18 protein-coding genes are annotated in these 24,158 nt (G+C 73.8%); 8 read left to right on the forward strand and 10 right to left on the reverse strand.

Going from position 1 to position 24,158, the window contains the following annotated elements; translation table 11 throughout:
- Positions 1-5: 5 nt before the first annotated feature.
- The 5 genes from ACH4PY_RS10195 to ACH4PY_RS10215 all read left to right on the forward strand — a co-directional run bounded on the left by ACH4PY_RS10195 (position 6) and on the right by ACH4PY_RS10215 (position 6,823).
- Positions 6-2,402: a xanthine dehydrogenase family protein molybdopterin-binding subunit gene (locus ACH4PY_RS10195; protein ID WP_398178454.1), complete on the forward strand. Its 2,397-nt coding sequence runs from the start codon at positions 6-8 to the stop codon at positions 2,400-2,402.
- Between the two features lie 83 nt (positions 2,403-2,485).
- A complete protein-coding gene (locus ACH4PY_RS10200; protein ID WP_398178457.1) occupies positions 2,486-3,616 on the forward strand; it encodes an XdhC family protein in 1,131 nt (376 codons plus the stop codon).
- A gap of 103 nt (positions 3,617-3,719) precedes the next feature.
- Complete coding sequence (locus ACH4PY_RS10205) at positions 3,720-4,328, forward strand: ArsR/SmtB family transcription factor (protein WP_398178460.1); 609 nt, start codon at positions 3,720-3,722, stop codon at positions 4,326-4,328.
- Positions 4,325-5,623, forward strand: a complete 1,299-nt coding sequence (locus tag ACH4PY_RS10210; protein WP_398178463.1) for an MFS transporter — start codon at positions 4,325-4,327, stop codon at positions 5,621-5,623. Before ACH4PY_RS10205 ends, ACH4PY_RS10210 begins: the two co-directional genes overlap by 4 nt.
- Before the next feature lie 102 nt (positions 5,624-5,725).
- A complete protein-coding gene (locus ACH4PY_RS10215) occupies positions 5,726-6,823 on the forward strand; it encodes a winged helix DNA-binding domain-containing protein (RefSeq protein WP_398178466.1) in 1,098 nt (365 codons plus the stop codon).
- A gap of 23 nt (positions 6,824-6,846) precedes the next feature.
- On the opposite strand, the gene ACH4PY_RS10220 is transcribed toward ACH4PY_RS10215, so the two are convergent.
- The 6 genes from ACH4PY_RS10220 to ACH4PY_RS10245 all read right to left on the reverse strand — a co-directional run bounded on the left by ACH4PY_RS10220 (position 6,847) and on the right by ACH4PY_RS10245 (position 15,389).
- On the reverse strand, positions 6,847-8,832 hold the full coding sequence (locus tag ACH4PY_RS10220; protein ID WP_398178469.1) for a sigma-70 family RNA polymerase sigma factor: 1,986 nt from the start codon (positions 8,830-8,832) through the stop codon (positions 6,847-6,849).
- A 127-nt stretch (positions 8,833-8,959) separates the two neighbouring features.
- Positions 8,960-10,387, reverse strand: a complete 1,428-nt coding sequence (locus ACH4PY_RS10225) for a cellulose binding domain-containing protein (RefSeq protein WP_398179297.1) — start codon at positions 10,385-10,387, stop codon at positions 8,960-8,962.
- Positions 10,388-10,562: 175 nt separating this feature from the next.
- Positions 10,563-12,074: a beta-N-acetylhexosaminidase gene (locus ACH4PY_RS10230; RefSeq protein WP_398178472.1), complete on the reverse strand. Its 1,512-nt coding sequence runs from the start codon at positions 12,072-12,074 to the stop codon at positions 10,563-10,565.
- Positions 12,075-12,170: 96 nt separating this feature from the next.
- A complete protein-coding gene (locus ACH4PY_RS10235) occupies positions 12,171-13,043 on the reverse strand; it encodes a carbohydrate ABC transporter permease (RefSeq protein ID WP_398178474.1) in 873 nt (290 codons plus the stop codon).
- Positions 13,040-13,984 carry a carbohydrate ABC transporter permease gene (locus tag ACH4PY_RS10240; RefSeq protein WP_398179300.1) on the reverse strand — a complete coding sequence of 315 codons (945 nt, stop codon included), beginning with the start codon at positions 13,982-13,984 and terminating at the stop codon, positions 13,040-13,042. The genes ACH4PY_RS10235 and ACH4PY_RS10240 overlap by 4 nt, the downstream gene beginning before the upstream one ends.
- Before the next feature lie 115 nt (positions 13,985-14,099).
- On the reverse strand, positions 14,100-15,389 hold the full coding sequence (locus ACH4PY_RS10245; RefSeq protein WP_398178477.1) for an extracellular solute-binding protein: 1,290 nt from the start codon (positions 15,387-15,389) through the stop codon (positions 14,100-14,102).
- A 263-nt stretch (positions 15,390-15,652) separates the two neighbouring features.
- Here ACH4PY_RS10245 and ACH4PY_RS10250 point away from each other — a divergent pair, with 263 nt between their 5' ends.
- Positions 15,653-16,498 carry a GntR family transcriptional regulator gene (locus ACH4PY_RS10250; RefSeq protein ID WP_398178480.1) on the forward strand — a complete coding sequence of 282 codons (846 nt, stop codon included), beginning with the start codon at positions 15,653-15,655 and terminating at the stop codon, positions 16,496-16,498.
- Between the two features lie 4 nt (positions 16,499-16,502).
- On the opposite strand, the gene ACH4PY_RS10255 is transcribed toward ACH4PY_RS10250, so the two are convergent.
- The 4 genes from ACH4PY_RS10255 to ACH4PY_RS10270 all read right to left on the reverse strand — a co-directional run bounded on the left by ACH4PY_RS10255 (position 16,503) and on the right by ACH4PY_RS10270 (position 20,516).
- Complete coding sequence (locus ACH4PY_RS10255; RefSeq protein ID WP_398178483.1) at positions 16,503-16,772, reverse strand: SAV_915 family protein; 270 nt, start codon at positions 16,770-16,772, stop codon at positions 16,503-16,505.
- A 258-nt stretch (positions 16,773-17,030) separates the two neighbouring features.
- Entirely contained in the window at positions 17,031-18,560 is a 1,530-nt protein-coding gene (locus tag ACH4PY_RS10260) for an MFS transporter (RefSeq protein ID WP_398178486.1), read from the reverse strand.
- Positions 18,561-18,721: 161 nt separating this feature from the next.
- On the reverse strand, positions 18,722-19,348 hold the full coding sequence (locus tag ACH4PY_RS10265; RefSeq protein ID WP_398179303.1) for a LysE family translocator: 627 nt from the start codon (positions 19,346-19,348) through the stop codon (positions 18,722-18,724).
- 367 nt (positions 19,349-19,715) lie between these two features.
- Positions 19,716-20,516, reverse strand: coding sequence for a LuxR C-terminal-related transcriptional regulator (locus ACH4PY_RS10270; protein ID WP_398179306.1), 801 nt, complete (start codon positions 20,514-20,516; stop codon positions 19,716-19,718).
- 140 nt (positions 20,517-20,656) lie between these two features.
- Here ACH4PY_RS10270 and ACH4PY_RS10275 point away from each other — a divergent pair, with 140 nt between their 5' ends.
- Complete coding sequence (locus ACH4PY_RS10275) at positions 20,657-22,330, forward strand: AMP-binding protein (protein ID WP_398178489.1); 1,674 nt, start codon at positions 20,657-20,659, stop codon at positions 22,328-22,330.
- 252 nt (positions 22,331-22,582) lie between these two features.
- Entirely contained in the window at positions 22,583-24,148 is a 1,566-nt protein-coding gene (locus ACH4PY_RS10280) for an AMP-binding protein (RefSeq protein ID WP_398179309.1), read from the forward strand.
- Positions 24,149-24,158 lie beyond the last annotated feature (10 nt).

Here is a 24,158-nt window from a genome sequence, read left to right on the forward strand (position 1 = left end):
ACGCGATGGACTCCGCCCGGGGCACCCGCCTCGCCCCCACCGGCCTCACCCAGTCCAGTTCCGGCCGCGCGGGCGGTGTGGGGGAGTCCACCCTGCGCCCGGACGGCACGCTCAAGGTCACCGGCGAGTTCGCGTACGCCTCCGACCTGTGGCACGAGGACATGCTGTGGGGCCACACGCTGCGCAGCACCGTCGCGCACGCGACGATCACCGCGATCGACACCTCCGAGGCGCTCGCGACCCCCGGCGTGTACGCCGTGCTCACCCACGACGACCTGCCCACCGACGTGCGCCACTACGGGCTGGAGTTCCGCGACACGCCCGTCCTCGCGTACGGCAAGGTCCGCCACCACGGCGAGCCGGTCGCGCTGGTCGCCGCCGACCACCCGGAGACCGCGCGCCGCGCCGCCGCGAAGATCCGGGTGGACTACGCGCCGCTGCCCGTCGTGACGGACGAGGCGAGCGCGACCGGTCCCGGCGCCGTCCTGGTCCACGAGGCGCGCGACGACCACCACGCGGCGCACGTCCCGCACCCCAATGTCGTCCACCGGCAGCCGGTCGTGCGCGGCGACGCCGCCGCGGCCGCCGCGCGGGCCGACGTCGTGGTACGCGGCGAGTACGTCTTCGGCATGCAGGACCAGGCCTTCCTCGGCCCCGAGTCGGGCCTCGCGGTGCCCGCCGAGGACGGCGGCGTGGACCTCTACGTCGCCACCCAGTGGCTGCACTCCGACCTGCGGCAGATCGCCCCCGTCCTGGGCCTGCCCGAGCGCAAGGTGCGGATGACGCTGTCCGGCGTCGGCGGCGCCTTCGGCGGCCGCGAGGACCTGTCGATGCAGATCCACGGCTGCCTGCTGGCGCTGCGCACCGGCAAGCCGGTGAAGATGGTCTACAACCGCTTCGAGTCCTTCTTCGGCCACGTCCACCGCCACCCCGCCAGGCTCGCCTACGAGCACGGCGCGACGCGCGACGGCAAACTCACCCACGTACGCTGCCGCATCGTCCTGGACGGCGGCGCGTACGCCTCCTCCTCGCCCGCCGTCGTCGGCAACGCGGCCTCGCTCGCGGTCGGCCCCTACGTCGTGGACGACGTCGACATCGAGGCGCTCGCCCTTTACACCAACAACCCGCCCTGCGGGGCGATGCGCGGCTTCGGCGCCGTCCAGGCGTGCTTCGCCTACGAGGCCCAGATGGACAAGCTCGCCGCCGAACTCGGCCTGGACCCGGTCGACTTCCGGCGCCGCAACGCCATGAGCCAGGGCTCGGTCATGCCCACCGGGCAGGTCGTCGACGCCCCCGCGCCCGTCGCCGAACTGCTGCGCCGCGTCAAGGCCCGCCCGATGCCGCCGGAACGCCAGTGGGAGACCACCGAGGGCCCCGACCTGCGCGCCCTGCCCGGCGGGCTGTCCAACACCACGCACGGCGAGGGCGTCGTGCGCGGGGTCGGCTACGCCGTCGGCATCAAGAACGTCGGCTTCTCCGAGGGCTTCGACGACTACTCCACGGCGCGCGTCCGCATCGAGGCCGTCGCCGGGGAGCCCGTCGTCACCGTGCACACCGCGATGGCCGAGGTCGGCCAGGGCGGGGTGACCGTCCAGGCGCAGATCGCCCGCAGCGAACTGGGCGTCGCCCAGGTCACCCTGGCGCCCGCCGACACCACCGTGGGCTCGGCCGGCTCCACGTCCGCCTCCCGCCAGACGTACATGACCGGCGGCGCCGTCAAGCACACCTGCGAGGCCGTGCGGGAGCGGGTGTTCGACCTCGGCCGCCGCAGGTTCGGCAGCCACCACCCGGCGTGGGCCACCGCCGAACTCGTCCTGGAGGACGGCAAGGTGGCCACCGAAGGCGGCGAGGTACTCGCCGGCCTCGCCGACGTGCTCGGCGACCAGGCCATCGACCTGGAGCTGGAATTCCGCCACCGCCCCACCCAGCCCTTCGACCTGCGCACCGGGCAGGGCAACGGGCACGTCCAGTACAGCTTCGCCGCGCACCGCGCCGTCGTCGAGGTCGACACCGAACTGGGCCTGGTCAAGGTCGTCGAGCTGGCGTGCGCGCAGGACGTCGGCAAGGCCGTCAACCCGCTGTCGGTGACCGGCCAGATCCAGGGCGGCAGCACCCAGGGCCTCGGGGTGGCGGTGATGGAGGAGATCGTCATCGACCCCACCACCGCGCTGGTCCGCAACCCGTCCTTCACCGACTACCTGATCCCGACCATCCTCGACACCCCGCCCATGCCCGTCGACATCCTCGAACTCGCCGACACCCACGCCCCGTACGGCCTGCGCGGGGTGGGTGAGGCGCCCACGCTGTCCTCGACCCCGGCGATCCTGGCCGCCATCCGGCAGGCCACCGGCCGCGCCCTGACCCGCACCCCGGTCCGCCCGGAACACCTGACCGGACCCTAGGACGCGTCCGTCCGCGTCCGTCCCCACCCGGCGGGACCGCCCCGCACCCACACGTCCCACCGGCCCCCGAGGAGGTGAAGGCGATGCTCGACATCGCAGCCGACCTGCACCGGTGGTGCGCCGCGGGCCGCCCCTTCGCCGTGGCGACGGTCGTGGCCGTCAGCGGCAGCGCGCCCCGGCAGCCCGGAGCCGCGCTCGCCGTCGACGCGGACGGCACCGCCGTCGGCAGCGTGTCCGGCGGGTGCGTGGAGGCCGACGTCTACCTGCTGTGCCAGGAGGCCCTGGCCGCGGGGGAGTCGGCGCGGCCGCTGCTGCGCCGCTACGGCTGGTCCGACGACGACGCCTTCGCCGTCGGCCTGACCTGCGGCGGCGCGATCGACGTCCTGGTCCAGCGCGTCGACCCCGCTGCCCGGCCCGAACTCGCCGCCGCGCTGGCCGCGTTCGCCTCCGGTGAGATGGCGGCGCTGGCCCGGGTGGTGGCGGGCCCGGCCGAACTCCTGGGCCGCGCCCTCCTCGTACGCCCGGACCTGCCCTACGAGGGCGGCCTCGGCGACGAGCGGCGCGACGCCACCGCCGCCGACGGGGCCCGCGCGCTGCTTGCCGCCGGGCGCACCGGCACCTTCGTGATCGGCGCGGACGGCAGCCGGTGCGGCGAGCCGCTGACGCTGCTGGCCGAGTGCGCCGCCGCGCCGCCGCGGATGCTCGTCCTCGGCGCGACGGACGTCGCCGCGGCGCTCGCCCGCGCCGGATCCTTCCTCGGCTACCGGGTCACGGTGTGCGACGCGCGGCCCGTCTTCACCACCCCGCGGCGCTTTCCGGACGCGGCCGAGGTCGTCGTCGACCACCCGGACCGCTACCTGGACGCCGAAGCCGCGGCCGGCCGCCTCGACGCCCGTACCGTGGTGTGCGTCCTCACCCACGACGCGCGGTTCGACGTGCCCGTCCTGGCGCGGGCGCTTCGGCTGCCGCTCGGCTACGTCGGGGCGATGGGCTCGCGCCGCACCCACGCCGACCGGACGGCCCGGCTGCGCGCGGCCGGTGTCCCTGCCGCGGCACTGGCCCGGCTGCACTCCCCGATCGGGCTGGACCTCGGCGCCCGCACGCCGGAGGAGACGGCGCTGTCGGTCACCGCGGAGATCCTGGCGTGCCGCACGGGCGCCACGGGGATGCCGCTGACCGGCGCGTCCATGCCCATCCACGCCCTGCCCGCCTGACCGCGCCCGTACGGCTCCGGTGGGGGCGCGGTCCGCCCATCATGCAGAGGAATCTCTGCAGACGACTCTATGCAGAGGATCCTCTGCAATCTATGCTGCTCCCATGACCGACCCGACCCCGCCCGGGGAACCCGCGCCCCCGCCGCCCACCCGCCGGATCGACGCCCGCAGCCTGCGCGGGCTCGCCCACCCCCTGCGCATGAAGATCTTCGAGATCCTCAGCCTGGACGGCCCGGCCACCGCCACCACGCTCGCCGAACGCCTCGGCGAGAACACCGGAACCGTCAGCTGGCACCTGCGGCACCTGGCCGAGCACGACTTCATCGAGGAGGAGGTCGGCCGCGGCACCAAGCGGGAGCGCTGGTGGCGCCGGGTGGACACCAGGAACGAGCTGAACAGCGCCGACTTCCGCGACGACCCCGACACCCGCGGCGCCTTCGGTGTCTACCTGCACGAACTGCTGCACCAGTACTTCAGCCGCGTCACGGCCTACGTCAACGAGGACTGGGACACCGCCTGGCGCGCCGCAGGCACCGTCGCGGACTGGCGCGACCTGCGGCTGACGCCCGACCAGCTCAAGGCGCTCAACGCGGAACTCGCCGACGTCGTCGCACGCCACACCCCGGCCCCCGGTACCGAGCCCGCACCCGGCGCGCTCCCCGTCGTCGTCCAGTTGCAGTCCTTCCCGCGCAGACCGCGGGGCACCGGATGAGCGGCGGCGCACGCGGCGGGCTGCTGCGCCGCCACCGGGACTTCCGCCTGCTGTGGTGCGGCGAGACCGCGGGCAAGTTCGGCGCGTCCGTCACCGGGGTGTCGATGCCGCTCATCGCCGTCTCCGTGCTGCACGCCGGGACGTTCGAGGTCGGGCTGCTGAGCGCGAGCGCCTGGGCGCCCTGGCTGCTCATCGGCCTGCCCGTCGGCGCGTGGGTGGACCGGCTGCCGCGCCGCCCGGTCATGATGTCCTCGGCCGCCGCCTCCCTCGCGCTGTTCACCGCGGCGCCGCTCGCCGCGCGGTGCGGGCTGCTGAGCATGGGGCTGCTTCTCACGGTGGCCCTGCTGACGGGCACCGCGGCGGTCTTCTTCCAGACCGCCTGGACCGCCTACCTCCCCACCCTCCTGGAACCCGCCGACCAGCCCGAGGGCAACGCCAAGCTGCACGGCAGCGCGTCCGCCGCGCAGTTCGCCGGGCTCGGTTCGGGCGGTGTCATCGCGCAGGCCGCCGGGGCGGTCAACGGGCTGTTCGCCAACGCCGCGACCTTCCTTGTCTCGCTGCTGTGCCTGGCCGGTATCCGCCACCGCGAGCCCCGCCCCGCCCGCACCGGACGCCGCGTCCGCGGAGCGCTCGGCGCCGAGGTCCGCGCGGGCCTGCGGCTCATCGTCGGCGACCCGTGGTTCCGCACCTTCGCCCTCTTCGGGGCCGCCTCCAACCTGGCCCTCATGGGCTACCAGTCCCTCCAGGTCGTCTTCCTCGTCCGCACCGTCGGCCTGCCTCCCGGCCTCGTCGGCACGCTCATCGCCGCCACCAGCACCGGCGGCGTCGCCGGGGCCTTCACCGCCCGCCGGGTCGCCCGCCGCATCGGCACCGCCCGCGCCACGCTGCTGTTCGAACTGGCCGTCCCCGTCCTCGCCCTGCTCATGCCGCTCACCACCCGAGGCGCCGGGGTACTGCTCTTCGTGACCGGCGGCTTCTGCGTCACCGCGGGCGTCGTCGGCGGCAACGTCGTCAAGGCGGGCTTCCAGCAGCGCTACTGCCCGCCCGAACTCCTCGGCCGCCTCACCGCGAGCGCCGCCTTCCTCGGCTACGGCACGATCCCGCTCGGCGCGCTCCTCGGCGGCGCCCTCGGCACCGCCCTGGGCCCCCGCGCCGCGATGACCGTCATGACGGCGGGCATCCCGCTCGCCGCCCTGATCCTCGTCCTCTCCCCGATCCGCCGCGTACGGGATCTCCCCGACCACCGGCGGACGCCCGCCGCCGCGCCCCCGCGCACGGCGGAGCAGGCGGCCTGAGCACCGGCTCCCTCCCGCCGCCGGCGCGCGGTACGCCCCCCAGCCGGGCAAAGGGGCAGTCGCGGACCGCACCTGTCCGCATCGGGACCTACCGTAAGGTCCATGCCCCTCAGTCTGCGCACGCTCAACCGGACACTGCTCAGCCGTCAGCTCCTCCTGCACCGGGCGGGGCCTGCGACCGGCGCCGAGGATGTCGTCGGGCATCTGCTCGGGATGCAGTCGCAGGTGCCCTCCTCCCCGTATCCGGGGCTGTGGAGCCGGCTCGACGGCTTCGACGTGGCCGAGCTGGGGCGGCTGCTCACCGAACGGCGGGTCGTCCGGCTGGCGATGATGCGCAGCACCGTGCATCTGGTGACGGCGCGGGACGCGTCGCGGTTGCGGCCGTGGGTGGATCCGATGCTGCGGCGGTCGTTCGCGAGTTCGCAGTGGGCGAGGGGGCTGGCGGGGGCGGACGAGGCCGCGCTGACCGCCGAGGGGCGGGCGCTGCTGCGCGAGAAGCCGCGCACCCCCGCGGAGTTGCGCGCGGCGCTCGCCCCGCGCTTCCCCGCCGCGGACCCGGCAGCGCTGGTGAACGCGCTGCGGTCGTGGCTGCCGCTCGTGCAGCTGCCGCCGCGCGGGGTGTGGGGCGCGGGCGGGGAGACGACGTACGCCCTGCTGGAGGAGTGGCTCGGGGAGGAGGCCGCCGACACGGCGCCGGACAGCGCGGACATCGTCCGCCGCTACCTCGCGGCCTTCGGCCCCGCCACCCCCGCGGACCTCCAGAAGTGGTCGGGCCTGACGGGGCTGAGGTCCGCCTTCGCGCCGCTGGACCTGCGCACGTACACGACCGACGACGGCCGGGAGCTGTACGACCTGCCGGAGGCGGAACTCGCCGACCCGGACGTGCCGGTGACGGCGCGGCTCGTCGCGGACTTCGACAACGTCCTGCTGTCGCACGTGGACCGGACACGTATCGTGCCGGAGGCGTACCGCTCGCGCGTGATGACGGTCAACGGCATCGTGCGCGGCACGATCCTGGTCGACGGCTTCGTGGCGGGCACCTGGCGTTTCGCGCGGGCACGGGGGACGGCGGCGGTGGAGGTCACGCACTTTGCCCCGCTGGCGGCGGCGGACCGCGCGTCGCTGACGTCGGAGGGCCTGCGCCTGCTGGCCACGACGGACGCGGGGGCTGCGCCCGAGGTGACCTTCACGGCGGCCTGAGCCCCGGGCGGGCCGCGCCGCCCCTACCGCGCCGCCTCGAACGCCCGCCCCGCGGCCGTCTCGGCGGCCCCGCTGCGGAAGAGCCCGCTGCTGGGCTTCGTGTCGTCGGCCCCGAGGCCGAACCACGCGTACCGCTGCAGGTAGGGCAGGCCGTCCAGCATCTTCGTCGCGGACGTCACGAACGCGGCCTGCTGGGCGTCGGTCGGGAAGCGCGTGCCGTGGGAGAAGTCGATGAGCGCGAACTCGGTGAGCCAGATCGGCTTGTGGTAGCGGTTGTACACCGCCTGGAGGTAGGACTTGAGCTGGGCGACCGCCTCGGGGGTGCGGAAGTCGCCGCCGTACCAGTGCAGGGCGATGAAGTCGACGCGGTAGCCCTTGGCCTTCGCCCCGGACATGAACCGGTCCAGCCAGCCGCCCGGGGTGTCGCCGCCGTAGGCGACGGCGGGGCTGCCCAGCACCTTCCCGCTCGCCATGAGCTTCGGCCACAGGGCGAGCGCCTGGTCCGCGCTCATGTCGGACTGCCCGGACATGTCGGGCTCGTTGAAGCCCAGCAGGTAGGGGCCGGCCTTCTTCGCCTGGGCGAGCGAGGCCGCGTCGGTGCTCGCGGAGCCCCAGATCATCGGGACGAAGCCGGGGCCGCTGACGCCGCCGTGGGTGGTGGACCAGGTGTAGTACCAGCTCGCGCCGGACTTGCCGAGGGCGGAGTTGACCCCGTCGAAGGTCCAGACGCCGACGCCCTTGCGGGTCGAGGACGCGGGAGCGACGGGCGGCGCGGCCTCGGCCGGGGCGTGGGCGGTGGCCTTGGCGGAGGGCGTCGCGGAGGACGGGGTGGGGGAGGCCGAGGGCGTCGTGGGGGACGGCGCGGCGGTGGTGGGCGCGGCGGCGGCCGACGTGCTGCTCGCCGCCGGGCGCGGCGTGGCGGAGGCGTCCGCGGCGGGCGCCGAGTCGCCGCCCGCGGACAGGTGGACGGCGAGCAGCGCACCGGCCGCGACCGCGGCGACGGTGCCGGCCGCGGCCGTGGTCGCCCCGGCGGGGCCGTGCAGCAGCCGGGGCCTGGCCCGGTGTCCGTGCCGCGCACCGCTCCGGCGTGGGGGGTGTGCCGGAGCGGTGCGCGGGGCCGCGGCATGGGGCGCGGCCTGGGTGGGGGGTGTGGGGGCGGGCCCTGCGAGGCCCGCGGGGTCGAGGGCACCCGCGGCGGCGGCCCCGGAGCCCGCCGCGTGGCCGAGTCCGAGCCCGATCGGCACCGGCAGCAGCGGCAGCCCGCTCAGCAGCCGGTCCATCGGCAGCAGTCCGCCCGTGCGGGCGGTGCAGTCGGCGCAGCCGCGGATGTGCCGGGCCAGGCGCTTGCGCCACAGCGGGCTCGGCACCCCGTCCCACCCGGCGGCGGCGTGCCGCAGCCCGTCGCAGGGCGGGGTGGCGCCGAGCGCGCGGACCACCGCGCGGGAGACGTCCAGTTGCTCCTTCATGCGCTGGACCTTGACCGCCGCGTGCTGCCGGGACAGGCCGAGCGCGTCGGCGAGTTCGGCGCGGCCGAGGTCCCCGGTCTCCTCCAGCCACCACAGCGCGAGCAGGGTGCGGTCGTCGCCGTCGAGCCAGCGGGTGGCCTCGGCGATCTCCCGGCGCTGGTCGGTGAGGCCGAGCCGCAGGATGGTGAGGGCGGCGAAGTCGGAGGCCGGGTCGGGGATCAGCTCGGCGGCGTCCAGTGCGGTGCGGTGGTGCCAGGACGCCTTGCGGGCCTGTTCGCGGTCGCGGACCTGACGTACGGCGATGGCCACCAGCCAGGAGCGGAAGGCCGCCGGGTCGCGCAGGCCGTCCAGCCCGCGGACGACCCGCAGCAGCGTCTCCTGGACCACGTCGTCGACGTCGTCGTGCCCGTCGAGCGCGCGGCCCACGATGTTGTAGACGAGCGGCAGGCACTGCGCGACCAGCCGGTCGAGCGCCTGCTGGTCGCCCGCCCGCGCGGCCGCCACCAGTGCGGGGTCGGGTCCGACACGGCCGTCTGCGCGCATGCTGCTCCGTTCCGATCTTCCGTCGTCCGTCGTCCGTCCGCGCCGTGCGGACGGCGCTTCTTCCCCCGGACAGGAGACGGTGCCACGCCCGGCGGATAACGGAAACCCGCCGGGCGCGGCTCACGGCTCACGGATTGGGCACGGTGTCCGTGAAGGTCGTCCCCGCCGCCCGGTATCCGGCCACCCGCGCGCTGACCTGCGCGGGGGTCAGCACCTGGTCCTTGACGAAGGCGACGTAGTCCACCTGCTCGTGGTACGAGCGGGAGGTGCTGCTGGTCTGGCCCGTGAGGTCGATGAGCCAGTGGTTGAAGTCGATCCACTGCGGCGTCTCGGGCAGGTACGGCTCGCCGTGCGTCGCGACGACCTGGCCGTCGATGTAGTAGGTGATGTTGGTGTTGTCGATGGTGATCTGGAGGTCGTGCCAGCCGTTGAGGCTGCCGTACTGCTGCCCGTGGGTGTTGACGGCGTTCCACGGGTCGGGGTTGTACGTCTCCCAGGACGTCTCGTACATGATGTTCTGCGTCTCGCCCCAGCCGCCGTTGGGCAGGTACTCGAAGTCCTGCTCGCTGTAGTCGGGATCCATGGGCGCGTTGAGCGGGGTGAAGGTGAAGAACGTCTGGTTGATGTGGTCGCCGTCCGGGCCGCTGTCCGGGGAGTCGCCGAAGCGGACCCGGGCCGCGTACGTCCCGTTCTTGAACTTCCGCGCGGTGGTCTGGAGTTCGGTCTCCCGGGTGCCGGACGCGGTGCCGTCGGTGGTGAGTTTGAGGTCCATGACGCGGTTGCTGCTGCCGTCGGCGGCGAAGGTGATGTCGCCGGGCGACCAGGTCGCGCCCGCCACACCCGGACCGCCCTGGCCGGACTTGACCGTCCAGCCGTGCTGGGAGACGGCCGCGTCGGAGCTGGAGGTGTAGGAGAAGTCGTCGAAGAGCGCGGGCGCCCCCGGGTCGTCGCCGCCTCCTCCGGAGGTGGGCGGGGTGGTCGGCGGGGTGGTGGGCGGCGAGGTGGGGTCGTTGCCCGCGGGCGCGGTGCCGAAGACGACCGAGCCGTTCTCCTGCACCGTGACCTTCGTCCAGTTCGCGTACGAGGTCTGGGTGGCGCCGAAGGAGTAGTCGTCGGACTGCGTGAGGGTCTGCCAGTCGGCGCGGTAGAAGCGCAGCTGCATGTCGCCGGTGTTCTGGCCGGGCGCCAGCGAGCCGGCGCCGGAGGTGAAGCCGATCTCCAGGTAGCGGTCGGCGGTCGCGGTCGGGTGGGCGAGGGTGCCGAAGGTGCCGGTGATGTTCGCGCAGCCCTTGACGGCCCACGAGCAGGCGAAGCGGTAGGTGACGGACGGGCCGTCGGACTTGAAGTAGTAGCGCAGGGTGACCTGGCTGAGCGGTACGGACGAGCTGCCGGTGTTGGTGACCTGGAGCCAGGGCTCCGTCTGGTCGGCGGTCGCGCCCGTCGCGCTGGTGCGGTACTGCGCGGTGAGCGCGTCCTGCGCGGCGGAGGCGGGCAGCGCGGTGAGGGCCGCGCAGCCGAGCCCGGCGGCCGCGCACAGCGCCATGGCGGCGCGCATGCGGACCGGGCGGCGTGCGGTGCGTGCGGTGGTGCTTCGTGCGGTCTTACCTGACACGGTGATCCCTTTCCAGTGGGGTGGGTGGGTCCGGTGGGCCAAGTGGGCCGAGGGGAGGGAGGTGGTGCGCGCCGGGCTCGGGGCCCGGCGGGTCGGGGGGCCGCGCGAGTCCCGCGGGTCAGCGCGAGGACGCCGTCGCGGGGGCGCCGCCGGGTTCGCGGCGGTGGTGCACGCGCAGCGCGTCCAGCCGGGACTGGTGGTGGCGCAGCGCGGGGCGGAAGTCGGCCGACCAGCTGCTCGCCGGGTTCCACGCCCGGTCGGCGAGCGCGGCCAGCCGCGGGAAGGCGAGGTATTCGGCCTGGGCGGCGGTGGTCACGTACTCCGTCCACAGCTGGCCCTGCGTGCCGAGCACCCGGGCGGCGGCCTCCGGCTCCCAGCCGGGCGGCACCGCGTCGCCGGCGTGCACCGCGCGCAGGTCCAGCACCCCGCCGGCCTGGCCGCGCGGCTCGTCGGGACCGGCGGCCTGCGGGTAGTCCAGGTACGTCGAGCGGTAGGGCGTCATGACGACGTCGTGGCCGCGCCGGGCGGCGGCGAGCCCGTGGTCGGCGTCCCGCCACGGCATGACGGTGAAGTCCGCGGGCGGCGCCCCGGAGTCCTCCGCCCAGCACACCGGGAGCCGGCCCTGCGCCAGCAGGAAGTCGCCGACCTGGCCGAGGAACCACCCGTGCAGCGCCTTGGGCGACTCCAGGCCCAGCCGCGCGGCCCGCTCGCGCGCCGCCGTCCCGGTCTCCCACTCGGTGACGGGGCACTCGTCGCCGCCGATGTGGACATAGCGGGACGGGAAGACGTCGAGCACCTCGCCGAGCACGGTGCGGCAGAAGTCCAGCACCTCGTCGTGGACGCCGAGGACGGTGTCGCACACGCCCCACTCGGTCCACACGTCCAGTTGCCGTCCGGGCACGTTGCCCAGCTCCGGGTAGGCCGCGAGCGCCGCCCGGGTGTGTCCGGGCATCTCGATCTCCGGTACCACGGTGACCCCGCGCTCGGCGGCGTACGCGACCAGGCCGCGCAGCTCGGCCGCGGTGTAGGCGCCCTCGTGCGGGGTGTCGCCGCCGCGCCGCCCGCCGATCTCGGTGAGCCGCGGGAAGGCGGCGACCGGCATCCGCCAGCCCTGGTCGTCGGTGAGGTGCAGGTGCAGCACGTTGAGCTTGTGGAAGGCCAGCAGGTCGGTGAAGCGGCGCAGGAAGGACACCGGCAGGAAGTGCCGGGCCACGTCGAGCATCGCCCCGCGCCACGGGTGCCGCGGCACGTCGGTGATCTGCACACCGGGGATGCGCCACGGCACGCCGGTCACCGGCTGCGCCGCGAGCGCCTCGGGCGGCAGCAGCTGGCGCAGCGTCTGCACACCGCGCAGCAGCCCCGCCGGGCGGGCCGCGCGCAGCAGCACCGCGTCGGGGCCGACGGTCAGGCCGTAGCCCTCGTCGCCGAGCCCGCCGAGCATGTCGTCGACGACCAGGACGACGGTGCCCGTCGGGGAGGACCGCAGCGGCAGCCCGGTGGCGGGCGCGAGCAGCGTGCGCAGCAGCCGGGCCGCGCCGGCCGCGGCGCCGTCGGCCCGTACGGCGGTGGACTCGTCGAAGGTGAAGTGGCCGGGGATGCGGGCGTATTGGGTGGGGTGCGGAATGATCACGGCAGTCGCTCTCCAGGGCAGGGCGGGGCGCGCGCTCGGCGGGGAGCGCGGGACAGGGGCGTACGGTGGGGCCGCGGTGCGGCGGCGGGGGAGGGGTCAGCCCTTGACGGCCCCCGCGGTCATGCCCGAGGTGACCCGGTTCTGGAGCAGCAGGAAGACCACCAGCACCGGCAGCATGAACAGCGACGAGGCGGCCATCGTGGCGCCCCAGTCCGTGCCGAAGACGTTGCTGAACGACGCCAGCCAGACCGGCAGCGTACGGGCGTCCTGGTTCTTGATGATCAGCGTGTTGGCGAAGGCGAACTCGTTCCACGCCGTGATGAAGCCGAACAGCGACGTGGACAGCAGCCCCGGCGCGAGCAGCGGGAACGTCACCCGGCGGAAGGCCGCGGGCCGGGTGCAGCCGTCGACCTGGGCGGCCTCCTCCAGCTCCACCGGGATCGCGGCGAGGAAGCCGCGCAGCGTGACGATGGTGAAGGGCAGCGTCGTCATGAAGTAGACCAGCGTCAGCATCGACAGCTTGTCGAGCATGTCGGTGTCCCGCGCGATGACGTACATCGGGATCAGCAGCGCCTCCCACGGCGCCATCTGCGCGACGAACACCATCAGCAGGAAGGCGCGCCGCCCGTGCCACCGCATCCGGCCGACCGCGAAGGCCGCGAGCAGTGCCACCACCAGCGACATCAGCACCGCGCCGAGTGTGACGGTCAGGCTGTTGCGCCAGAAGGTGCCGAAGCCGGGGGAGTCCACGGCGGTGCGGAAGTGCGCGAGCGTGGGGTGCAGCGGCAGGAAGGACGGGGTGTCGGACTGGATGTCGGCGGACGGCTTGAAGGCGGTCACCACCATCCAGTAGACGGGGAAGACCGAGACGGCCAGGGTCAGCAGCGCGGCCAGGTTGAGCGGCAGCCGCCGCGCGCGCGGCCGGCGGCGGAGCGTCCGCGGCGCCTTACCAGTGGTCCAAGCGGTCACAGCGCGCCCTCCTGGCGGAACATCCGGCGCAGGTTGAACACGAGCGCGCCGAGCAGGATCAGTACGGTCAGGGTGGAGACGGCCGCGCCCAGGTCGTACTTGTGCAGGCTCTGGGCGATCTGGAAGGCGTAGACCGGGAGGGTGGTCGTGGCGCCGTTGGGGCCGCCCTCGCTCATCACCCAGATCTGGGTGAACGCCTTGGCGCACCAGATCACTTCGAGCGAGGTGACGAGCGCGAACAGCGGCCGCAGCATCGGGAAGGTCACCAGCCGGAAGGACTTCCAGGCGCCCGCGCCGTCGATCCGCGCCGACTCGTACAGCTCCGCCGGGATCGTCGTCAGGCCCCCGTAGAGGGTCAGCGCCGCGAAGGGCACGGACTGCCACACCACGAGCACCACGAGGATCGAGAAGGTGGCGGTGCCGTGCGCGAACCACGAGTAGTTGCGGTAGGAGTCGAAGCCCAGCTTGACCAGTGCCCAGTTGACCACTCCGAAACGGGACTGGAAGAGCCACTGGAAGATGGTGGTGGCGGCGATGACCGGGGTCGCCCAGGTCAGCACCAGCCCGCTCATCACCGCCAGCCGCATCCGCTTGCCGAGCCGGACCAGCATGAGCGCCACCAGCGTGCCCAGCACCATGATCAGCACGACGTTCAGCGCGGTCCACCACACCGTGCGCCGTACGACCGTCCAGAACTCCGGATCGTCCAGCACCGCCCGGTAGTTGGCGAAGCCCGCCCAGGTCGCCCCGCCGCGGATCAGCTCCCCGAGGCCGAAGTGCTGGAAGGACATCACGATGTTCCTGACCAGCGGATAGGCCAGCAGGAACGCCGCTCCCACCACGGTCGGGGCGATCAGCAGGTACGGCCACAGGGCGGCGAGCGCCCGGCCCCGCCGGCGGCCCGCGCGGGCCCGCGGCGGCGCCGGCTGCGGCGGATCCATGACGGCCGGCCGGGGCGCGGCGGCGGAGCGGGCGGTGGGCACGGGGACTCCTCGGGGTGTCGGCGGGGCGGGGCCGGGGGTCCGGGCGCGCTGCCCGGACCTGCGGGGGGAGCGGTCAGGACGCGGAGGCGAGGGCCTTGTCGATCGCGTCGTCGGCGGTCTTCGCGGCGGTAGCCGGGTCGGCTCCGGTGAGCACCTGCGTCATGTACTGCTTGATCGGGTTGTTCGCCTCGACCGCCGCCCAGTTGGGGGAGTTGGGGGTGGCGTGGCCGTTCACCGCGCCGGCCGCCATCACCGACGCGCCCGGGTTGCCGGCCAGCACCGAGCCGAGCGAGGTGCGGTTGGGCACGTAGCTCATCGCCTTGGCCATGTCGGTCTGGAAGTCCGTGCCCGCGAGCGCCTTGACCACCTGATAGGCCTGGTCCTGGTGCCGGGAGGCCGCCGGGATCACCAGGTCGGAGCCGCCGGTGAAGACCGCGCCGGGCTTGTCGGCGGTCTTGCCGGGGATCGTGAAGAAGCCGATCTTGTCCTTCATCGCCGGGTTGGCCTGCTCGATGACCGCGGCGCCGCCGGGCACCGAGATGATCTGCGCGGTCTTGCCCTTGGCGAAGACGTCGGCCTGCAGCGGCTTGGCCTCGTCGGAGTCCTTGGGGCCCTTGCCGAGCGCCTGGAGCTGCTTGTAGAAGGCCATCCCGGCCTGCGCCTGCGGGGTGTCCAGCGCGCCCTTCCAGCTGTCGCCGTCCTTGACGGCCAGGTCGCCGCCCTCGTCCCAGACGAAGCCCGCGAGCGCGTACCAGGTCTGGCCGGGCAGGTAGATGCCGTCGTTGCCGCCGGAGTTGAGCTTGGTGGTGTCCTGGATCCACTCCTCGCGGGTCTTGGGCGGCGCCGTGATGCCGGCCTTGGCGAAGAGGTCCTTGTTGTAGATCACCACGCGGTTGGCGGCGTACCAGGGGACGCCGTACTGCTTGCCGTCGATCTTGCCGGGGTCGGCGAGGCCGGGGATCCAGTCGGAGCCCTGGAGGTCGGTGACCTTGTCGGTCAGGTCCGTGACACCGCCGCTGGCCGCGTACTGGGCGACCTGGGTGTTGCCGACCTCGATGACGTCCGGGGCGTCCTTGCTGGCCAGGGCGCTGATGATCTTCTGGCCGATGCCGTCCCACTGCTGGATCTGGATGTCCAGGGTGACGCCCTTGTGCGCGGCCTCGTAGCTGGTCTTGAACCGGCTGACCACCGCGTCCGACATGCTGTCCTGCATGAACCACACGGTGAGCTTCGCCGGGGAGCCCGAACCCCCGGCGGAGCCCGGGGACTTGTCGGAGGAGTCGGAGGACGAGCCGCCGCAGGCGGTCAGGCTCAGGGCGGCCGCGAGGGCGAGCGCGGCGGCGGGGAGAAGTCTGGATCGCACAGGGGTTCTCACGGGGGATGTCACCTCGGAAGCGCGGGCTGGTGTTTACCACTTACAAGTGGTCTAGAGCTGTGCGCCGAAGGTGGCATAGACCACTGGTCACGTCAAGGCCCTGCGCACGACCCGAAAATCGGGTCGTATACGGTCGTGTCATGCGCTGCGGCTGCTCACAGTGGCTGGCGCGCTGGTCAACATCTGGATAACCTCGGCGGACGAGGGTGGACAAGCCACCGCCGGGGTGCCGACGGGAAGGGACACACGTCATGGTCAGCGAGCCGTCGCGCTCCGCGGTGAAACGCGAGCGGGTCCGCGACTACCTGATGGAACTCGTGGAGTCCTGCGCCCCCGGCGACCCCATCCCCTCCGAACGCACGCTGTGCGAGCAACTGGGCGTCTCCCGGCCGACGTTGCGCTCCGCCGTCGACGAACTGGTCACCACCGGGCTGCTGGTGCGCGAGCACGGCCGCGGGATGTTCGTCGCCCGCGCCAAGATCACCCAGGAACTCGCCCCGGCCCGCGACGCCTACCGCCTGCCGCAGGCGTCGGGCACCTGGGCCAGCCGCGTCCTGGAGTTCACCACCGTGCAGGCCGGTGCGCGCGTCGGCCGCCGGCTGCACATCTCACCGGCGGCCGAGATCACCTACATCGCGCGGCTGCGGCTCGTCGACGACGAGCCCATGGCCATCGAATATCTGCACGTGCCCGCCGCGATCGTGCCCGGACTCGTGCCCGGCGACATGGAGTCCGGCGACTTCTACGACTTCCTGCGGGAGCGGCACGGGGTACGGGTGCACGAGGCCGTGCAGTCCATCGAGCCCACCGTCACCAACGAGGAGGAGGCGCGGCTCATCGGGGTGCCGGTGCTGTCGCCCGCGCTGCTCTTCGAGCGGCTCACCAAGGACGCGGACGGGCGGCCGGTGGAGTACGTGCACTCCGTCTACCGCGGCGACCGCTACCGCATCGTCTCCCGGCTCGCCCTCGGCGACGGCCCCCCGGCGGCGGGCCCGCGGCTGTCCGCGGCCCAGCACCACCCCGGCATCCCCCCGGGCGACCTGCCCGCCCGCCGCGAGGTCCCCGCGACGACCTCCGGGGACGTCCAGCCCGGGTAGCGTGTCAGGCCGTCCGGGACGTGCCCGCCGGGCGCGAGAAGAGCAGCGGGTCCACCGTGAGGGACGTCGCGCCCAGCGGCTCCGACAGGCGGCGCAGCGCGCTCGGGGAGAGCCGGATCCACGGCTGGCAGGGGCCGAGCGCCGCCCGCAGCCGCCGGTCGGAGGTGAAGCCCACCGCCGTCCGGCCCCCCGAGGGGGTGCGCCACAGCCGGACGACGAGCCCGGCGGGCCCGGACCGTACCGGGACGTACAGCGGCCGCACGCTGGCTTCCATGGCCTCCACGGTAGCCGCGGCCCCAGCCGCGCCCCCGCGGCGCGACGGCCGTCCGGGTGAGCCGCGGCCGCGGACGCGAGACCGCCCCGCCGGCGCGCGGGGGACGCGACCGGCGGGGCGGTGGTGTGTTGGGGGGCCGGTGATGCCGGGTGTCCCGTCCCCACGATGACCCGGCTGCCGGCCCCCGGCCCGGTGCCGTCCGCTCAGTCGGCACCGGGTGCTTCGGGGAGCCCGGGGCGCGGTCCGCGCCCCGGTGGCTCACATGTGGACGGCCTTGACCGCCTCGCCGTCGGCCGGCTGGGTGCGCCCGCTGCGGTACATGAACGCCGCGAGGACACCGCCGACCAGGAAGAAGCCCGCCGACCACCAGTAGGCGGTGGAGTAGCTGTGCAGCGCCGCGTTCGCCTTGGCCATCGGGCCGGTGTGGCCGGCCAGGTACGAGGACAGCGCGCTGGCCGCCAGCGTGTTCAGCAGCGCGGTGCCGATCGAACCGCCCACCTGCTGCATGGTGTTGACGGCCGCGGAGGCCACACCCGCGTCCTGCTCGGCGATCCGCTCGGTGGCCACGCTCATCGCGGCGGGCATCACCAGGCCGATGCCGAAGCCGGTCACCAGCAGCGGCGGCAGCACGTTCGCGGCGTAGCTGCTGGTCAGGCCCAGGTTCGTCATCCAGGCCATACCGCCGGCCGCGAGCACCATGCCGCTCGTGACGATCCACCGCGGGCCGAACTTCGGCAGCAGGGTGTTCGTGGTGAGCTGCGCCGCGACCATCAGGGCGCCGATCATCGGCAGGAACGCCAGACCGGTCTTGACCGCGTCGTACTGCAGGGTCAGCTGGAGGTAGTACGTCAGGAAGAGGAAGACGCCGAACATGCCCGCGCCGGAGATGGCCAGCACCGTGAAGGAGGCGCCGCGGTTGCGGTCCAGCAGGACGCGCATCGGCAGCAGCGGGTGCGCGATCCGGGTCTGCCACCAGCTGAACAGGGCCACCAGCAGCGCGCCACCTGCCAGGAAGCCCCAGGTCAGCGGGGAGCTCCAGTCGTGCGTCTCGGCGTTGGAGAAGCCGTAGACGATGCCGAAGAGGCCGACGGTGACCAGCAGGGTGCCGGGGATGTCCAGCCGGTGCCGGTCGGCGGGGGCGCCCTTGCGCAGCAGCATCATGCCGCCGATGAACGCGACCACCGCGAAGATCAGGTTGACGTAGAGCGTCCAGCGCCAGTTGAGGTTCTTGGTCAGCACACCGCCGAGCAGCAGGCCGACACCACCGCCGGCGCCCGCGATGGCACCGTAGATGCCGAACGCCTTCGCGCGCTCCTTCACGTCGGTGAAGGTCGTGTTGAGCAGCGAGAGCGCCGCCGGGGCGAGCAGGGCGCCGAACAGCCCCTGGAGGGCGCGGCCGGTGACCAGCACCTCGAAGTTCTGGGCGGCACCGGCGAGCGCGGAGGCGCCCGCGAAGCCGACAACGCCGACGAGGAAGACGATTCTGCGGCCGATGAGGTCCGCGAGCCGGCCGCCGACGAGCAGCAGCGAGCCGAAGGACAGCGAGTAGGCGGTGACGATCCACTGCCGGTTGCCGTCGGAGAACTTCAGCGCCTCCTGCGCGGAGGGCAGGGCGATCGTCACGACGGTGGCGTCGAGTACGACCATGAGCTGGGCTATGGCGATGACGGCCAGGACCCACCAGCGGTGGTTGGCCCGCTCGGTGGGTGCGGGCGCGCCGCCGGAGGTGCCCGGCGCGGACTTCGTGAGCCGGTCGACGGGGACGTCGGCCGCGGACTGGGATGACATCAGGCGGAGCTCCCGGGCTGGGATGTAGGGCTGTACGGCAGTACCGCAGGAAGAACGAAACGGTTTCGTACTCGAACGACGTTACGTCGGCCCTTATCGAAACGCAAACGTTTCGCTGACGCCCGGTGTGTGCGCCTGATCACATGCCGGGCGACCAGGCCCTACGAGTCGGCGCGCCCCGTCACGGCGACCGCCACGCCCAGGCCGATCATCGCCAGACCGCCCGTCCCGCCCACCGCCGCGAGCCGCCGCGGGGACGAGGCGAACCAGGTCCGCGCGGCCGACGCGGTCAGCGCCCACATGCTGTCGAAGAGCAGCGCGATCACCGTGAACACGAGCCCGAGCAGCAGCATCTGCTCGTGCACGCGGCCCGCGCCGCGGTCCACGAACTGCGGCAGGACGGCGGCGAAGAACACCATCGTCTTGGGGTTCGTGGCACCCACGACAAAGCCTTCCCACAGCGTACGCACATCGCTGCGGCGCGCCGCCGGGGCCCCCTCCGCGGGCTCCTCCCCGCTCATCGCCCCGGCCAGCACCCGGCGCTGCCGGAAGGCCTTCACGCCGAGGAAGACGAGGTAGGCCGCACCGGCCAGCTTGAGCGCCGCGAACAGCGCGACCGAGCGGGAGACGAGCTCGCCGAGGCCGATCGCGACGGTGGCGCTCAGTACGTAGGCGCCGATGGCGTTGCCCAGCACGCTGCCGAGGGCCGTGCGGCGCCCGTGCGCGAGTGCTCGTCCGAGCACGAACAGGACGCTCGGTCCCGGGATCAGGACCAGCACGACCGACATCGCGGCGAAGCCGCCAATCCGCTCAAGGCTCACGCCTCGCACGCTACCTTCAGCCCCGCGCGGCGCGCGCCCCGTTTTCCGCAACGGGCTGCCCCTTCCGGCGGGCCGCGCGACCTTCCGCCGGTGGTGGGCCGGTCGCGCAGTTCTCCCCCAGGCTCCGCCCGGGAGGTGCCCCCACGCGCCCCTGGTGGTTGCCCTGCCCGGCGGACACGAGCCCCTGCGGGAGGAGATCAGGCGTTTTTCAGGGGCGCGGGGAACTGCGCGACCAGCCACGACGAAAGGGACGGTCCCGGGACGGCGGAAAGCGGCAGCCCGCAGGGCTGGAAGCGGGCCCGCGGCACACGGGTGCAGGCAGCAGCCCGCAGGGCTACGGCAGAAGCCCCGAACGGCGGGCCGAGGTGACCGCCTCGAGGCGGGTGTGGGCCCCCAGCTTGCGCATGGCCGACCGCAGGTACGACTTGACCGTCTCGGGCTGGAGCCGCAGCCGCGCCGCGGCCCCCGCGTTGGTCGCGCCGGAGGCGATCGCCGCGAGCACGTCCAGCTCGCGCGCGGTGAGCTGCGCGACCGGGGCCCGCCGCGCGGGAGCCGCCGGCACCGCCGCGGACGCCAGCCGCGCGCACGCGGTCAGCAGCTCCCGCCGCAGGTGCGGGTCGCCGATGCGGGCGGCGAGCCCGCGCAGTTCGCGGTGCGCGTCGCGGACCTCCTCCCAGGCGCGGGGGTTGGCCGTGACGACGGGCTGCTGGCAGGAGGTGAGCAGCCGCCGCACCTCGTCCCGTACGACGATCGCCTGCTCCAGGTCGCGCGCGGCGTCCATCGCGGCGGCGAGCGGGCGGTCGCCGATCATGCAGGCCTCCCGCAGCGCCCCGTAGAGCACTCCGCGGACCTGGCGGTGGACGACGATCGGCACGGCGAGCACCGAGCGCAGGCCCTCGCCCGCGACGGCGGCGTCGTACTCGTGACTGATGGTGCGCGCGGAGCCGTAGTCGGTGACGGCGTAGGGGCGGCGCAGGGCCAGCGTCTTGCCGCCGAGGCCGTTGCCGGTGCGCACCTGGAGGCCGCGCAGCGACTCGGTGTCGGCGCCGGACAGCTCGGTGATCCGGAAGTACGCCGCGCCGGGCTGCGACACCAGCCCGCCGAAAGTCACGGGCAGCATGGCTGACCTGCGCATCCGCAGGAGTGCTGCCCGTACGTCCACGGCTTCTCCGGCGCTGCCGTCCACCGCCCCACCTCCTCACCCCCGTCCGGGGGTAGTGAGACCCACGTCACTCGCGCACGATGCTACCGAGAGCACGTGCATGAGGAGGACACATGGCCGTATCGGACGCGACCGGGGCATTCCGGGCTGCTCGGGACGTTTTGCTGCGGCACCGTGAGGACTACGAGGCGGCGGTCGCGGCCTTCCGGTGGCCCGAACTGCCGCAGTTCAACTGGGCACTCGACTGGTTCGACGTGATCGCCGCGGGCAACGACCGGCCCGCGCTGTGGATCGTGGAGGAGGACGGCGCCGAGGCGATGATCTCCTTCCGGGAGATGGCGGACCGCTCCGACCGGGTCGCCTCCTGGCTGCGCGCCCGCGGGGTGCGGGCCGGGGACCGGGTGCTGCTGATGCTCGGCAACCAGGTCGAGCAGTGGGAGTGCGCGCTCGCGCTGATGAAGCTGCGTGCCGTGATGATCCCGGCGACGCCGCTGCTCGGGCCCGCCGACCTGCGCGACCGGGTCGGCCGCGGCGAGGTGCGGCACGCGGTGGTGCGGGCCGCGGACACCGCGAAGTTCGCCGACGTGCCGGGCGACTACACCCGGATCGCGGTGGGTGGTGCCTCCGGGCCCTGGCTGGCGTACGAGGAGGCGTACGCGGTGCCGCCCGGCTTCACCCCGGACGGGCCGACGGCCGGGACCGACCCGCTGCTGCTGTACTTCACGTCCGGCACCACCGCGCAGCCCAAGCTCGTCGAGCACACCCACACCTCGTACCCGGCCGGGCACCTGGCCACGATGTACTGGATCGGGCTGCGGCCGGGCGACGTGCACCTGAACATCTCCTCGCCGGGCTGGGCCAAGCACGCCTGGTCGAGCCTGTTCGCGCCGTGGAACGCCGAGGCGACGGTCTTCGTGCACAACTACACGCGGTTCGACCCGGCGCGGCTGATGGCCGAGATGGAGCGCTGCGGGGTGACGAGCTTCTGCGCGCCGCCCACGGTGTGGCGGATGCTCATCCAGGCCGACCTGAGCCTGCTGGCCACCCCGCCGCGGGAGGTCGTCGCGGCGGGCGAGCCGCTCAACCCCGAGGTCATCGAGCACGTCCGGCGGCTGTGGGGGGTGCTGATCCGGGACGGCTTCGGCCAGACCGAGACGGCCGTGCAGGTGGCCAACACCCCCGGGCAGCTGGTCAAGGCCGGGTCGATGGGCCGCCCCACGCCCGGCTACACCGTCGCCCTGGTCGACCCGGTGACGGGCGAGCCCGGCGAGGAGGGCGAGATCTGCCTGGACCTGGCCGCCCGCCCGGTGGGCCTGATGACGGGCTACGCGGGCGATCCGGGGCGTACCGCGGAGGCGATGGGCGGCGGCTACTACCGCACGGGCGACATCGGCCGCCGGGACGCGGACGGCTACATCACGTACATCGGCCGCTCCGACGACGTCTTCAAGTCCAGCGACTACAAGATCAGCCCGTTCGAGCTGGAGAGCGCGCTGCTGGAGCACGAGGCGGTCGCGGAGGCCGCGGTGGTGCCCGCGCCGGACGAGCTGCGGCTGTCGATCCCCAAGGCGTACGTGGTGCTCGCCGAGGGCTGGGAGCCGGACGGGGCGACGGCCGAGGCGATCTTCGCGCACTCCCGGTCGGTGCTCGCGCCGTACAAGCGGATCCGGCGGCTGGAGTTCGCGCCGCTGCCGAAGACGGTGTCCGGCAAGATCCGCCGGATCGAGCTGCGGGAGGCGACGATGCACGACGGCAGCGCCGAATTCCGCGAGGAGGACTTCCGCTGACGGCGCAGGCCGCCCGCCGCGCGCTCCACTCGACGGGGCGGGGCGGGCGGAGTCACACTTGACGGTGTTCACGGGACCGGCGCACCGTCCGGGCGGCGGGCGCGGGCCGAGCGAGCCGAGGAGGCCTGGGTGGACGTTCCGCAGCAGCCGGACGAGCCGCACGGGGCGCCCTCGCGCACCGGGGGATCCCCCGGCGGACCGGAGCCGTCGTACGCGCACGGCACCGGGACGACCGCGCTGCTCGGCGACACCGTGGGCCGCAACCTCGACCGCGCGATCGCGGCCCACCCGGACCGGGAGGCGCTCGTCGACGTGCCGAGCGGGCGGCGCTGGACGTACGCGGAGTTCGGCCGGGCGGTCGACGAGGTGGCGCGCGGGCTTGCCGGGCGCGGGGTGCGCAAGGGCGACCGGGTCGGCATCTGGGCGGTGAACTGCCCGGAGTGGGTGCTGGTGCAGTACGCCACCGCCCGGCTCGGCGCGATCATGGTGAACGTCAACCCCGCCTACCGGCTGCACGAACTGGCCTACGCGCTGCGGCAGTCGGGGGTCTCGCTGCTCATCGCCACGGCCGAGCACCGCGGCACCGACTACCGCGCGATGGCCGCCGAGGTGCACGGCAGCTGCCCCGACCTGCGCGAGACCGTGCACATCGACGACCCGTCGTGGGACGCGCTGCTGGCCGCGGGCGCCGGTGTCGACGAGGACCTGCCGGCCGCCGCGGAGGTGATGCTGAGCTGCGACGACCCGGTCAACATCCAGTACACCTCGGGCACCACGGGCTTCCCCAAGGGCGCCACGCTGTCCCACCACAGCATCCTCAACAACGGCTACTTCGTGGGCGAGACGGTCGGCTACACCGAGCAGGACCGCATCTGCCTGCCGGTGCCCTTCTACCACTGCTTCGGCATGGTCATGGGAAACCTGGCCGCCACCTCGCACGGGGCCTGCGTCGTCATCCCGTCCCGGTCCTTCGACCCGGCCGCCACGCTGCGCGCGGTCGCGCAGGAGCGCTGCACCTCGCTCTACGGGGTGCCGACGATGTTCATAGCCGAGCTGGCGCTGCCGGACTTCGCCGACCACGACCTCAGCACGCTGCGCACCGGCATCATGGCCGGGTCGCCGTGCCCGGTCGAGGTCATGAAGCGCGTGATGAGCGAGATGCACATGGCGGAGGTGTCGATCTGCTACGGCATGACGGAGACCTCCCCGGTGGCCACCCAGACCCGGCGGGACGACCCGGTCGGGCACCGCACCGCGACCGTCGGGCGGGCGCTGCCGCACATCGAGGTCAAGGTCGTCGACCCGGTCTCCGGCGTCACCCTGCCCCGCGGCACCGCGGGCGAGCTGTGCACGCGCGGCTACTCGGTGATGCTCGGCTACTGGGACGAGCCGCAGCGCACCGCCGAGGCGGTGGACGCCGCCCGCTGGATGCACACCGGCGACCTCGCGGTGATGCGCGACGACGGCTACCTCGCGGTCGTCGGCCGTATCAAGGACATGATCATCCGCGGCGGCGAGAACGTGTATCCGCGCGAGGTCGAGGAATTCCTGTACGGCCACCCCAAGGTCTCCGACGTGCAGGTGGTGGGGGTGCCCGACGCCACGTACGGGGAGGAGGTCGCGGTGTGCGTCATCCCGCGCGACGCCGCCGACCCGCCGACGCTGGAGGAGATCGCCGCCTACTGCGAGGGGCGGCTCGCCCACTTCAAGGTCCCGCGGCTGCTGCGCGTCATGGACGCCTTCCCGATGACGGTCAGCGGCAAGGTCCGCAAGATCGAGCTGCGGGCCGACTTCGGTCCCGCCGCGGACGCGCCCTGACCGCCGCGGG

Source organism: Streptomyces sp. NPDC021224 (assembly GCF_044332905.1).
In the GTDB taxonomy this organism is placed as follows: Bacteria; Actinomycetota; Actinomycetes; order Streptomycetales; family Streptomycetaceae; genus Actinacidiphila.